We start from the raw sequence: 12,085 nt of genomic DNA, 5'->3' as shown, positions 1-12,085 counted from the left end.
AACATAAGGCTTCAGGAGAAGGCGAGAAATGACTGAACAATGGCGCTGCGCCGGCCATGCCGGCGATCTGTCCGATGACGCGCCGATCGAGTTCAAGCTCGACGGCACCGAGATCGGCATCTACAAGGTGGGCGATGCGCTGTACGCGCTGGAAAACGTCTGCCCCCATGCGTTCGCGTTGCTGACGCAGGGCTTTATCGACGGCGACACCGTCGAATGCCCGCTGCACGAAGCCGTGTTCCATATTCCGACCGGCAAATGCCTGAAAGAGCCCGGCGGCCGCGACCTGAAGATGTACTCAGTGCGACTCGCCGGCGAAGAAATCCAGATCAAGGTGGAATGACATGCGAGAGCAAATCGTGAACTTCAATCCCTTCCTGAAGCCGTGGCTCGCGCCGCAGCCGAATAACGTCGCCGGCAAAGGCGTGATCGAGAAGCCGGGCGAAACCGGCAACTTCATCTGGCAAACGCGTAAGGCCGAGCCGACCCAGTACGAAAACGACTTCGGCGACGCACTCGAAAAAGTGTTCGACGCCGGCGCGGTGGAGTTGCAGGAAGTGGCCGACGGTTTGAATCGCGTGGGCTTCCGCACCCCGGAAGGCAACACGTGGGACGCCGACCGCCTCGCCGCCGAATTCCGCCTGCTCGCCGAATAAGCGCGCTTTCCCGAACACGTTTCATCGCTTTCGTTTCCGGAGTCTTTTGATGACGTCCCCCAATACAACGACCCAAAGCGCGGCCGATCCGATCCAGTCCTATCTGGACAAAGGTCTGCGTAATTACTGGTATCCCGTCGCACCGAGCTGGCAAGTCGGCGACGCGCCGGTCGGCATTACGCGCCTCGGCGATCAGATCGTGCTGTGGCGCGACAAGGAAGGCCAGGTTCGCGCGCTTGAAGACCGCTGCCCGCATCGCGGCGCGCGTCTGTCGCTCGGCTGGAATCTCGGCGGTAGCGTTGCGTGCTGGTATCACGGCATCGAGATCGACGGCAGCGGCGAGGTCACCAAAGTGCCGGCCGTGTCGAACTGTCCGCTGGAAGGCCAGAAGTGCGTGAAGTCGTATCCGGTCGAAGAACATGCCGGCGCGATCTTTCTGTGGTTCGGCGACGACGCGCATAAGGAGCCGACGCCGCTCGTGCTGCCGGAAGAACTGGTCGGCGAGGAATACGCGAACTTCCTGTGCATGTCGAACTGGAAGTGCAATTACCAGTACGCGATTGACAACGTGATGGACCCGATGCACGGCGCGTATCTGCACGCGACGTCGCACTCCATGGCCGAAGGCGACAAGCAGGCCGACATGCGCGTGCGCAAAACCGAAACCGGCCTGATGTTCGAAAAGGTCGGCCAGCGCGACGTGAACTTCGACTGGGTGGAACTCGGCGAAACCGGCTGCCTGTGGATGCGCCTTGCGATTCCGTACAAGAAGAAGTTCGGCCCGGGCGGCAACTTCGGGATCATCGGCTTCGCCGTTCCCGTCGACGAAAACCACTGCCAGGTGTACTTCTGGCGCACGCGCAAAGTGTCCGGCTGGCAGCGCGACGCGTGGCGCTTCATGTATCGCAATCGTCTGGAAGGTTTGCATTGGGCGGTGCTGGAGCAAGACCGCTACGTGCTGGAAAGCATGGCGCCGAATGCACGCGATCAGGAATTCCTCTATCAGCACGACGTCGGTATGACGCGTGTGCGACGCATGCTGCGTCAGCGCGCGCAGCAGGATTTTGCGGCGCTGGAAGCGCATCGCGCGCAAGCGGCGAATGCTGAATCCGGCTCGACGGCGGCAGCGGCACAAGCCGAAACAGGCCACAGCCATGCATAACGACGCGCTCGCAGCGCTCACCGGCCGGCGCGTCCTCGTGACGGGCGGCGCGCGCGGTCTCGGCGCGGCGTTCGTCCGCGCGCTGGTGCAAGCCGGCGCGAACGTGGTGTTCGGCGATGTGCTGCATGAAGAAGGCAACGCGCTGGCTGCGTCGCTCGTTGAACAAGGGCACGCGGTGAGCTATCTGCCGCTCGATCTCGCCGATCCTGCCAGCATCACGCAATTCGCGCAGCAGGCCGCGGCGCAACTCGGCGGCCTCGACGCGCTGATCAACAACGCGGCGATCACCAACTCCGGCGGCAAGTTCGCCGACGAGTTGTCGGTCGACACGTGGGACGCCGTGATGAACGTCAACGTGCGCGGCACCTGGTTGATGAGCACCGCCGCGCTGCCGTATCTGCGCGACTCGGGCCACGGCAGCATCGTCAACATCGCGTCGGACACGGCGATGTGGGGCGCGCCGAAGCTGCTCGCCTACGTGGCGAGCAAGGGTGCGGTGATCTCGATGACCCGTTCTCTGGCGCGTGAATTCGGCGCGCACAACGTGACCGTCAACGCGATCGCACCGGGCCTGACTGAAGTCGAGGCGACTGCCTACGTACCCGCCGAGCGTCATCAGTATTACCTGCAAGGCCGCGCGCTGACGCGCGCACAAGTGCCCGACGACGTGACCGGGCCCGTGCTGTTCCTGTTGTCCGATGCCGCGCGCTTCGTGACCGGCCAGTTGCTGCCGGTGAACGGCGGCTTCGTGATGAATTGATCTTGTCGAATCGAAAGGAGAAAGAGATGGCGGACGCCGAACTCGAACGCAAATCGTGGGAACAACCCGCGGACGCAAGCTTTGACCAATGGCTGGACAGCCGCGTCGCGCGCCTGGAAACGCGTCGCTACGACTGGGACGCATTGAAGTTCCAGGCCGACTACGACCCGAAGTACCGCCGCGCGCAAATGCGCTACGTCGGCACGGGCGGCACGGGCGTCGCGAAAGACATGAACACGGTGCCCGCGGGCGGTTTCACGTTTTCGACGATGGTGATTCCGGCCGGCAACATCGGCCCGAGCCATATTCATATGGACGTCGAGGAAATCTTCTTCGTGCTGCGCGGCAAGATGAAAGTGGTCTGCGAGAAAGACGGCGAGACGTGGGAAGCCGTGCTCGGCGAGCGCGATCTGATTTCGGTGCCGCCGGGCGTGTACCGCACGGAAGTGAACGTCGGCGAAGAAGACGCGCTGATGTGCGTGATGCTCGGTTCGCCGAAGCCGATCACGCCGACGTATCCGCCGGATTCGCCGCTGGCGAAGCTCAAGCGCTAAGCGCGCTTCGTTGCATCGAGTTGCACCTAAGCGCCCTGAAAACACCCACGAAGGAAATCATGTCCGCTGTTCCAACCGTTACCGCCGATCAGCACGCCACGCACGCCGGGCTCGAAGCTCGCCTTGCGCGTTTCCCGGCACTGCAAATCGGGCTGGCTTCGCAGCGCGCGGTGAGTTATCGCGAAGCGGCGTACGCGGACAGCGACAGCAATTGCAACGGCACCGCGTTGCCGCTGGTGTTGTTGCACGGTATCGGTTCGGGCGCGGCCTCGTGGGTGCAGCAGTTTGAAGTGCTCGGCGCGACGCGCCGCGTGCTGGCGTGGGACGCGCCGGGTTATGGCGCGTCCACGCCGGTCGCGGTCGAATCGCCGAACGCCATGGATTACGCAACGGTCTTGAACGAATGGCTCGACGCGCTCGGTATTGAACGTTGCGTGCTGGTGGGCCATTCGCTAGGAGCGATCGTCGCCGGTGCGTGTGCTGTTGCGTACCCGCAGCGCGTGGCCGGCTTGCTGCTGTTGTCGCCGGCTGGCGGCTACGGCGCGGCTTCCGCCGACGTACGCGACACGAAGCGCGACCAGCGCCTCGCGATGCTGACCGAACTCGGCCCGCAAGGTCTCGCCGAAAAACGCAGCGCCAACATGGTGTCCGCGCTAGCCAACGACGAAGCCCGCGCCTGGGTGCGCTGGAACATGTCGCGCGTGATCCCGCACGGCTACGCGCAGGCCACGCATCTGCTCGCCAACGCCGATCTTGCCGCCGACCTCGCGCGCTACACCGGCCGCATCAATGTCGCCGTCGGCGCGGACGACACCATTACGCCCCCGGCCGCCTGCGAGCGACTCGCGCTGGCGGCGCGCACCCCACTGCAGGTCGTGCCGCACGCGGGGCACGCCGGCTATATCGAAGCGCCCGCCGCGACTACCGCGATCATCGACACGTTCTGCCGCGCGAGCGACGGACAACGGAGCCCTGAATGACGCCCGACCTCATCAACGCCGAGCGCGACGCGGACGACGACCGCAACGACACCGGTAGCGAAGCCAGCTACCGCGTGCCGGGTCTCGAACGCGGTCTGAGGATCCTCACGGAATTCTCGCCACGCGAGCCGGTTCTCGGCGCACCGGAATTATCGAAGCGCCTGAAGATTCCCCGCACGACGGTGTTCCGTCTGCTGCAAACGCTCGAATCGCTCGGCTTTCTCGAACGCGCCGACAAGGACCGCAACTATCGCCTCGGCGTCGCGGTGTTGCGGCTCGGTTTCGAATATCTGAGCTCGCTCGAATTGACCGACCTCGGTCTGCCGATCATCGAGGCATTGCGCGACGACACCGGCTTGACGAGCCATATCGTGATTCGCGACGGACGCGATGTGGTGTTCGTCGCCAAGGCACAAAGCCACGCACCGATTTTCAGCTCGGTGAAGGTCAACGTCGGCACGCGTCTCCCGGCGTACGCGACGACGCACGGTCAGGTGCTGATGGGCGACATGACGCTCGACGACCTGAAGAAGCTGTATCCCGAACCGGAACTCGAACGCTTCACGAAACAGACGCCGATCACGCTGGAAGACCTGTACGAACGGATTCGCGACGACGCCAAGCGCGGCTTTGCGATCAGCGAGTCGTCGTTCGAGCGCGGTATTTCGGTGGTCAGTGCACCAGTGCGGAATGACACGGGTCGGATCGTCGCCGTGATCACGACGACGATTCCGCGCCACGAGATCGACGCCTCGTTGCTGGACAGCGGACTGATCGACAAGGTGCGCCGCGCAGCCGAAGAACTCTCGCAGCGGCTCAACTACCGGCCGAAGAATGGGCCGAATGCAGGCAGCAAATACATGAAGGCACTGGGGCTCTGATGATTCAAATCGACTTGACCGGGCAGGTGGCGGTGGTGACGGGCGGTTCGTCCGGCATCGGCCTCGCGACTGCCGAACTGTTTCTGCGAGCCGGTGTCGCGGTCGCAATCTGCGGCCGCGACACCGAGCGTCTCGCGCAAGCGGAAGCCGCGCTGAACGCGCAGTTTCCCAACGCACCGCTTCTCGCGCGCCGTTGCGACGTGCTCGATACCGACGACGTCAGCGCATTCGCGCAAGCGGTGCAAGCGCGCTTCGGCCGCACCGACATGCTGGTGAACAACGCGGGCCAGGGTCGCGTGTCGACCTTCGCCGACACCACCGACGACGCATGGCGTGAAGAACTCGACCTCAAGTACTTCAGCGTGATCCGCCCGACCCGCGCGTTCCTGCCGATGCTGCGCGACGCGGCCAGCGCTGGTAACAACGCCGCGATCGTCTGCGTGAACTCGTTGCTTGCACAGCAGCCGGAGCCGCACATGGTGGCGACATCATCGGCACGCGCCGGCGTGCAGAACCTGATCAAGTCGCTCGCGGTGGAACTCGCGCCGCAGCGTATCCGCGTCAATTCGATCCTGATCGGCATTGTCGAATCGGGTCAGTGGCGCCGCCGTCACGCGAAAGAAGCGCAGCCGGGCCAGAGCTGGGAAGACTGGACCGCCGAACTGGCGCGCAAGAAAAACATTCCGCTAGGCCGCTTCGGTCGCCCCGAAGAAGCCGCTCAAGCGCTCTTTTATCTGGCTACGACGCTGTCGTCCTACACGACGGGCAGTCATATCGATGTTTCTGGAGGCGTTGCACGACATGTCTAAAAAAACCACCGTTGGCGAACTGATCGCCGCCTTTCTCGAGCAATGCGGCGTTCAAACCGCATTCGGCGTGATCTCGATCCACAACATGCCGATCCTCGACGCGATCCATAACCGCGGCAAGATCCGCTACGTCGGCGCGCGCGGCGAAGCCGGCGCGGTGAATATGGCCGACGGTCTGGCGCGTGTGTCGGGCGGCCTCGGCGTCGCGTTCACCAGCACCGGCACGGCGGCGGGCAACGCAGCGGGCGCGATGGTCGAAGCGCTGACCGCCGGCACCGCATTGCTGCACGTCACCGGTCAGATCGAAACCGAATACCTCGATCAGGACCTCGCGTATATCCACGAAGCGCCGGATCAACTCGCGATGCTGTCGTCGATTTCGAAAGCCGCGTTTCGCGTGCGCTCGGTCGACACCGCGCTGCCGACCATCCGCGAAGCCGTGCGCGTTGCGCAAACCGCGCCGAGCGGCCCGGTGAGCGTCGAGATTCCGATCGACATTCAGGCGGCGGAAGTCGAATGGCCCGCCGACCTGGCTGCACCGCACATCACGACGCTCACGCATTGCAAGCAGCGCGTCGCGCAACTGGCCGAGCAACTGGTCAACGCGAAGCGCCCGTTGCTGTGGCTTGGCGGCGGCACGCGTCACGCGGCCAAGGCGGTCGAACGTCTGGTGGCCCTCGGCTTCGGCGTGGTGACCAGCGTGCAAGGCCGTGGCGTGCTGCCGGAAGATCATCCGGCGACGCTCGGCGCGTTCAATGTGCACGCGGCGGTCGAAAGTTTCTACAAGACTTGCGATGCGCTGCTGGTCGTCGGTTCGCGTCTGCGTGGCAATGAAACGCTGAAGTACAAGCTCGCGCTGCCGCAGCCGCTGTATCGCATCGACGCCGACGCGCTCGCCGACAACCGCGGTTATCGCAACGAGATGTTCATTCACGGTGACGCCTCCGCCGTACTCGAAGAACTGGCGACGCTGCTCGAAGGCCGCCTCAAGGTCGATCCCACCTTCGCCGCCGATCTTTCCGCCGCGCGCGTCAGCGCAGTCGCCGACGTGGGCAAGGGCCTCGGTCCATACAAGCAACTCGTCGACGCGCTGCAAGGCGCGGTGGGTCGCGACTACAACTGGGTGCGCGACGTCACGATCTCGAACAGCACCTGGGGCAACCGGATGCTGCAGATCTTCTCGCCGCGCGCGGGCGTGCATGCGCTTGGCGGCGGCATCGGCCAAGGCATGCAGATGGGCATCGGCGCTGCGCTTGCTGGTAGCGCGGCGAAGACCGTGTGTCTCGTCGGCGATGGCGGCTTGATGGTCAACGTCGGCGAACTCGCCACGGCCGTGCAGGAAAACGCCAACGTGATGATCGTGCTGATGAACGACCAGTGCTACGGCGTGATCCGCAACATTCAGGACGCGCAATACGGTGGCCGGCGCTGCTACGTCGATCTGCATCAACCGGATTTCGCGCAGTTCTGCGAGAGCCTGAAGCTCACGCACTACCGCGTCAAATCGCTCGATCAGGTCGACGCGATCATTCGCGAAGGTATGGCGAAGGCCGGCCCCGTGCTGGTCGAAGTCGACATGCTGTCGGTCGGCTCGTTCGCCACCGCGTTCGCGGGCCCGCCGGTCAAGAAAGAGGAGCCGGAACATGCATGACGCCGGCTACGCGGGGCATCACGCACCCGTCGACGTCGCGATGATCGGCTTCGGCGCGATCGGCCAGGCGGTGTATCGCTCGGTCGCCGCCGATCCGACCGTGCGCGTGTCGCACGTGATCGTGCCGGAACGTCATATGGCGTCGGTGCGTGAAGTAGTGGGGTCGTCCGTGGACGTGGTGGCCTCCGTGGCCGCGTTGAGCAGCCAGCCGCATTTCGCGCTGGAGTGCGCGGGACATAGCGCGCTGGTCGATCACGTGGTGCCGTTGCTGAAGGCCGGCACCGATTGCGCGGTGGCTTCGATCGGTGCGCTGTCCGACATGCTGTTGCTCGACGCGTTGTCCGCCGCCGCCGACGAAGGCGACGCGACGCTGACGCTGCTCTCCGGCGCAATTGGCGGCGTGGATGCGCTGGCCGCCGCGAAACTGGGCGGCCTCGACGAAGTGCTGTACACCGGCCGCAAGCCGCCCACCGGCTGGCTCGGCACGCCGGCGGAACAGGTCTGCGATCTGAATGCGCTGACGGAAGAGACGGTGATCTTCGAAGGCAGCGCGCGCGAAGCGGCGCGGCTGTATCCGAAGAACGCCAACGTGGCCGCGACGATTGCGCTGGCTGGTCTCGGTCTGGACCACACCACGGTGCGCCTGATCGCGGACCCGAACGTGACGCGCAACGTGCACCGCATTCTCGCGCGCGGCGCGTTCGGCGAGATGTCGCTAGAAATGTGCGGCAAGCCGCTGCCGGATAACCCGAAGACGTCCGCGTTGACCGCTTACAGCGCGATTCGCGCGCTGCGCAATCGCGCGGCACGTTGCGTGATTTAAGCCTTAAGCCTCAAGCCCTAAGCCATTAGCAGAAGCAAGCAAACCGGAATGACCGACATGACTCACTTCGATACCAGCCTCGTGCCCAACGGCGATATTTTTATCGGCGGCGAATGGCGGCAAGGGCGTGGCAACCCGTACAAAAGCCTGTATCCGGCGGATCAGTCGGTCAACATGGAAATTTCGACGGCCAATGCCGACGACGCCTGCGACGCCATCGAAGCCGCCGACATCGCATGGCGCAAAGCGGACTGGTCGGGATTGAAGCCGCATCAACGTGCGCTGGTTCTGTATCGCATCGCCGATCTGATCATGGCGCGTCATGAAGCGCTCGCGCAATTGCAGCGTCGCGACAACGGCAAGCCGATAAGCGAAACGCGCGTGCTGGTGGCGAGCGCCGCCAACACGTTCCGCTATTTCGCGGCTTGCCTCGAAACGCTCGACGAAGAAGTCACGCCCTCGCGCGGCGATTATCTGACCATGAGCATCTATGAACCGATCGGCGTGATCGCGGCCATCGTGCCGTGGAATTCGCCGATCGCGTCCGACGCGCAGAAGCTGGCGCCGGCCCTGGCGGGTGGGAATGCCGTCGTGCTGAAACCCGCTGAAGTGACGCCTTTGATCTCGCTGGCGTTGGCGCGCATCTGCGAAGAAGCCGGTGTGCCGAAGGGCGTGATCAGCGTGGTGCCGGGCAAGGGCTCGGTAATCGGCGACGTGCTGGTGCGTCATCCGCTGGTGAAGAAAGTGTCGTTCACGGGCGGCACCGAAGTAGGTCGCGGCATCGCGCGTATCGCGGCCGACAAGCTGATGCCGGTTTCTTTGGAACTCGGCGGCAAATCGCCGACCATCGTGTTCGACGACGCCGATCTCGATCACGCGGTCAACGGCGTGCTGTACGGCATTTTCAGTTCGTCGGGCGAAGCGTGCATTGCCGGGTCGCGGTTGTTCGTGCAGCGCTCGATCTACGACGCGTTCATGAAGCGTCTCGCGGAAGGCGCGCGCAAGCTGCGCGTCGGCGATCCGTCGCGCGCCGAAACGCAAATGGGTCCGCTGATCACGGCGGCGCATCGCGAAACGGTTGAGCGTTACGTCGCGCTGGGTCTCGAAGAAGGCGGCCGCCTGCTGTGCGGCGGGGAGCGTCCGGTCGGCGATGGCCGCGAACAAGGCACCTACTTTCAGCCGACGATTCTCGAAGGCCTCACGAATGACGCGCGCATCTGCCAGGAAGAAATTTTCGGCCCGGTTTTGGTGGCCATGCCGTTCGACGACGAAGCCGCGTTGCTGAAAGATGCGAACCACAGCGTGTTCGGCCTCGCCGCCGGCATCTGGACGCGCGACTACAAGCGCGCTTACCGGATTGCCCGCGCGCTCGAAGCCGGCACCATCTGGATCAACACCTACAAGCTGTTCTCGATCTCGACGCCGTTCAGCGGCTGGAAGGAGAGCGGCATGGGCCGCGAGAAGGGCCGGCTCGGCATCCGCGAATACATGCAACAGAAGAGCCTCTACTGGGGCTTGAACGACGCGCCGCTGGCGTGGGCCAACTAAACCGACACGCAGGAACCGCAAGAGGCACGTTATGACGATTCTCGGCATTGAACAGATTATTTACGGCGTGACGGATCTGGCCGCCTGCCGCCGCTTTTTCGCGGACTGGGGCTTGAAGGAAGTCGCGCACGACGAAACGCATGCGCGCTTCGAAACGCTGAACGGTTGCACGGTGCTCGCGGTGGACGCGAATGACGCGTCGCTGCCGCCCGCGTTCGAAGAAGGCCCGACGTTGCGCGAAGTGACCTGGGGCGTCGCCACGAAAGCGGAACTCGACGCACTGCGCGGCCGCTTTGCCGGTCAACCGGGTCATTTCGAAACCGACGACGCGGTCGGCTGTATCGATCCGAACGGTATGGCGATTCGCGTGGAAGTGACCCGCAAGCGCGCGCTCGACATTCACGGCTCGCCGTCGAACGTGTGGGGGCAAACCTTGCGCGTCGATCAGCCGTCGACGATTTACGAGCGCGCCGAACCGGTCGAAGTCGGTCACGTGGTGTTCTTCACCAACCAGCTCGCCGAACAGGAAAAGTTCTATCAGGAACTGCTCGGCTTCGAGATGTCGGACCGCTATCCGGGCCGCGGCGCGTTCATGCGTTGCGCGCCGCACGGCGGCCACCACGACATTTTTCTGCTGGCGTTGCCGGGCGGCAAGCGCGGTCTGAATCACGTCGCGTTCACCGTGCGCGATATCCACGAAGTGTTCGGCGGCGGCATGCATATCAGCCGCTGCGGTTGGGATACGCAGCTTGGACCGGGACGGCATCCGGTGTCGTCGGCGTACTTCTGGTACTTCCAGAATCCGGCCGGCGGCCTGATCGAGTACTACGCCGACGAAGATCAACTCACGCCCGACTGGCAGCCGCGTGACTTCGAACCGGGTCCGACCGTGTTCGCCGAATGGGCGATCGACGGCGGCATCGACGGTAATACGCGGCGGCAGAAGAACGCGAAGGCGCCGGAAGGCAAGTTCATGACGGAGCGGAAAAATGACTGACGCTGCTGTTGCCAAGGCGCAAGCCGCACACGAAGGACTCGAAGCGCCGCGCACGATCGTCGTGATCGGCGGCGGACAGGCGGCCGGCTGGGTCGTCAAGACGCTGCGCAAGGAAGGCTTCGACGGCCGTCTCGTGATGATCGCCGACGAAGTGCATCTGCCGTACGAACGCCCGCCGTTGTCGAAAGCGGTGCTGGCCGGCGAAGCGGATATCGACACCGTGCGTCTCGTGAAGCCCGACGACTTCGACGCGTTGAACGTGGAAGCGTGGCAGCCGGATTGCGCGAACTTGATCGACCGTGAACAACGTATCGTGCGCACGCAGTCGGGCCGCGAAGTGCAGTACGACCGTCTGGTGATTGCCACGGGCGGCGCGGCGCGCCGTTTGCCGGACGCGCTCGTCAAGACCTCGCACATTGCCTATCTGCGCACGCTCGACGAAGCCGTCGCGCTCGGTGAGCGGCTGCGTGCGAGTCGACGTGTGCTGGTGGTGGGCGGCGGCTGGATCGGCCTCGAAGTCGCGGCCACCGCGCGCAAGCTCGGTGTGGAAGCGTCGGTGGTCGAAGGCGCGCCACGTCTGTGTGCGCGTTCGTTGCCGCCGATGGTCTCCAGTTTCCTGCTCGACCTGCATCGCGCGAATGGCGTGGACGTGCGTCTGAATGCGTCGCTCGTGAAGCTCGAAGATCATCCGAACGACGCCAACCGGATTCGCGCGACGTTCGCGGACGGCTCGACGCTGGACGCCGATTTCGCCGTATGCGGCATCGGTCTGACGCCGCATACGGCGCTGGCCGAAGCGGCGGGCGTGAAGGTGGAAGACGGCATCGTGGTCGATCATTTCGGCGCGACCGACGATCCGCGCATTTTCGCGTGCGGCGACGTGGCCAATCATCCGAGCGCGTGGTTGAAGCGCCGCGTGCGGCTCGAATCGTGGGCCAATGCGCAGAACCAGGCGATCTCCACGGCGAAAGCGTTGCTCGGCCACTTCGAACCGTACGCGGATATTCCGTGGTTCTGGTCCGATCAGTACGACGTCAATCTGCAAATTCTCGGCGACATTCCGGCCGACGCGCAACTCGCCGTACGCGGCGATTTGCCGGGCAAACGCGCCACGCTGTTCCATCTGGAAGACGGCGCGATTCGCGGCGTAATCGCCATCAACACGCCGCGCGAACTGAAACTGTCGCGCAAATGGATGAACCAAGGCCGGACGATCGACCTTGCCACCCTGACCGACGCCTCGACGGCGCTTGCCTAACCACAT

At 64.3% G+C, this 12,085-nt stretch carries 13 protein-coding genes; all 13 read left to right on the top strand.

Features of this window, described 5'->3' with window-relative positions:
• Positions 1-28 precede the first annotated feature (28 nt).
• From FA94_RS34810 to FA94_RS34750, 13 genes are read left to right on the top strand one after another with little or no spacing between them, the layout of a single operon-like run.
• Positions 29-343 carry a non-heme iron oxygenase ferredoxin subunit gene (locus tag FA94_RS34810; RefSeq protein ID WP_035560467.1) on the top strand — a complete coding sequence of 105 codons (315 nt, stop codon included), beginning with the start codon at positions 29-31 and terminating at the stop codon, positions 341-343.
• Between the two features lies 1 nt (position 344).
• Positions 345-656: a recombinase-like helix-turn-helix domain-containing protein gene (locus FA94_RS34805; RefSeq protein ID WP_035560465.1), complete on the top strand. Its 312-nt coding sequence runs from the start codon at positions 345-347 to the stop codon at positions 654-656.
• Positions 657-705: 49 nt separating this feature from the next.
• Positions 706-1,818, top strand: coding sequence for an aromatic ring-hydroxylating dioxygenase subunit alpha (locus FA94_RS34800; RefSeq protein ID WP_035560463.1), 1,113 nt, complete (start codon positions 706-708; stop codon positions 1,816-1,818).
• Positions 1,811-2,578 carry an SDR family oxidoreductase gene (locus FA94_RS34795; RefSeq protein WP_035560461.1) on the top strand — a complete coding sequence of 256 codons (768 nt, stop codon included), beginning with the start codon at positions 1,811-1,813 and terminating at the stop codon, positions 2,576-2,578. Before FA94_RS34800 ends, FA94_RS34795 begins: the two co-directional genes overlap by 8 nt.
• Positions 2,579-2,604: 26 nt before the next feature.
• Entirely contained in the window at positions 2,605-3,132 is a 528-nt protein-coding gene (locus FA94_RS34790; RefSeq protein WP_035560458.1) for a cupin domain-containing protein, read from the top strand.
• Between the two features lie 59 nt (positions 3,133-3,191).
• On the top strand, positions 3,192-4,112 hold the full coding sequence (locus FA94_RS34785; RefSeq protein ID WP_035560454.1) for an alpha/beta fold hydrolase: 921 nt from the start codon (positions 3,192-3,194) through the stop codon (positions 4,110-4,112).
• The gene (locus FA94_RS34780; protein ID WP_035560451.1) at positions 4,109-4,993 is read left to right on the top strand and encodes an IclR family transcriptional regulator; all 885 of its coding nucleotides are present in this window, start codon (positions 4,109-4,111) and stop codon (positions 4,991-4,993) included. The genes FA94_RS34785 and FA94_RS34780 overlap by 4 nt, the downstream gene beginning before the upstream one ends.
• Positions 4,993-5,802 carry an SDR family oxidoreductase gene (locus FA94_RS34775; RefSeq protein ID WP_035560448.1) on the top strand — a complete coding sequence of 270 codons (810 nt, stop codon included), beginning with the start codon at positions 4,993-4,995 and terminating at the stop codon, positions 5,800-5,802. Before FA94_RS34780 ends, FA94_RS34775 begins: the two co-directional genes overlap by 1 nt.
• Entirely contained in the window at positions 5,795-7,453 is a 1,659-nt protein-coding gene (locus tag FA94_RS34770; protein WP_035560445.1) for a thiamine pyrophosphate-binding protein, read from the top strand. The genes FA94_RS34775 and FA94_RS34770 overlap by 8 nt, the downstream gene beginning before the upstream one ends.
• The gene (locus FA94_RS34765; protein ID WP_035560442.1) at positions 7,446-8,276 is read left to right on the top strand and encodes an aspartate dehydrogenase; all 831 of its coding nucleotides are present in this window, start codon (positions 7,446-7,448) and stop codon (positions 8,274-8,276) included. The genes FA94_RS34770 and FA94_RS34765 overlap by 8 nt, the downstream gene beginning before the upstream one ends.
• A gap of 57 nt (positions 8,277-8,333) precedes the next feature.
• On the top strand, positions 8,334-9,824 hold the full coding sequence (locus FA94_RS34760) for an aldehyde dehydrogenase (protein ID WP_035560440.1): 1,491 nt from the start codon (positions 8,334-8,336) through the stop codon (positions 9,822-9,824).
• Positions 9,825-9,855: 31 nt separating this feature from the next.
• Positions 9,856-10,821, top strand: a complete 966-nt coding sequence (locus FA94_RS34755; RefSeq protein ID WP_035560438.1) for a VOC family protein — start codon at positions 9,856-9,858, stop codon at positions 10,819-10,821.
• Positions 10,814-12,079 (top strand): NAD(P)/FAD-dependent oxidoreductase, encoded by a 1,266-nt coding sequence (locus tag FA94_RS34750; protein ID WP_035560436.1) that lies wholly within the window; start codon positions 10,814-10,816, stop codon positions 12,077-12,079. The genes FA94_RS34755 and FA94_RS34750 overlap by 8 nt, the downstream gene beginning before the upstream one ends.
• Positions 12,080-12,085 lie beyond the last annotated feature (6 nt).

The sequence above is a fragment of the Burkholderia sp. 9120 genome, assembly GCF_000745015.1.
GTDB lineage: Bacteria > Pseudomonadota > Gammaproteobacteria > Burkholderiales > Burkholderiaceae > Paraburkholderia.
Note: the sequence above shows the minus strand (reverse complement) of the source record. Positions and strands in the feature narration are given on the sequence as shown.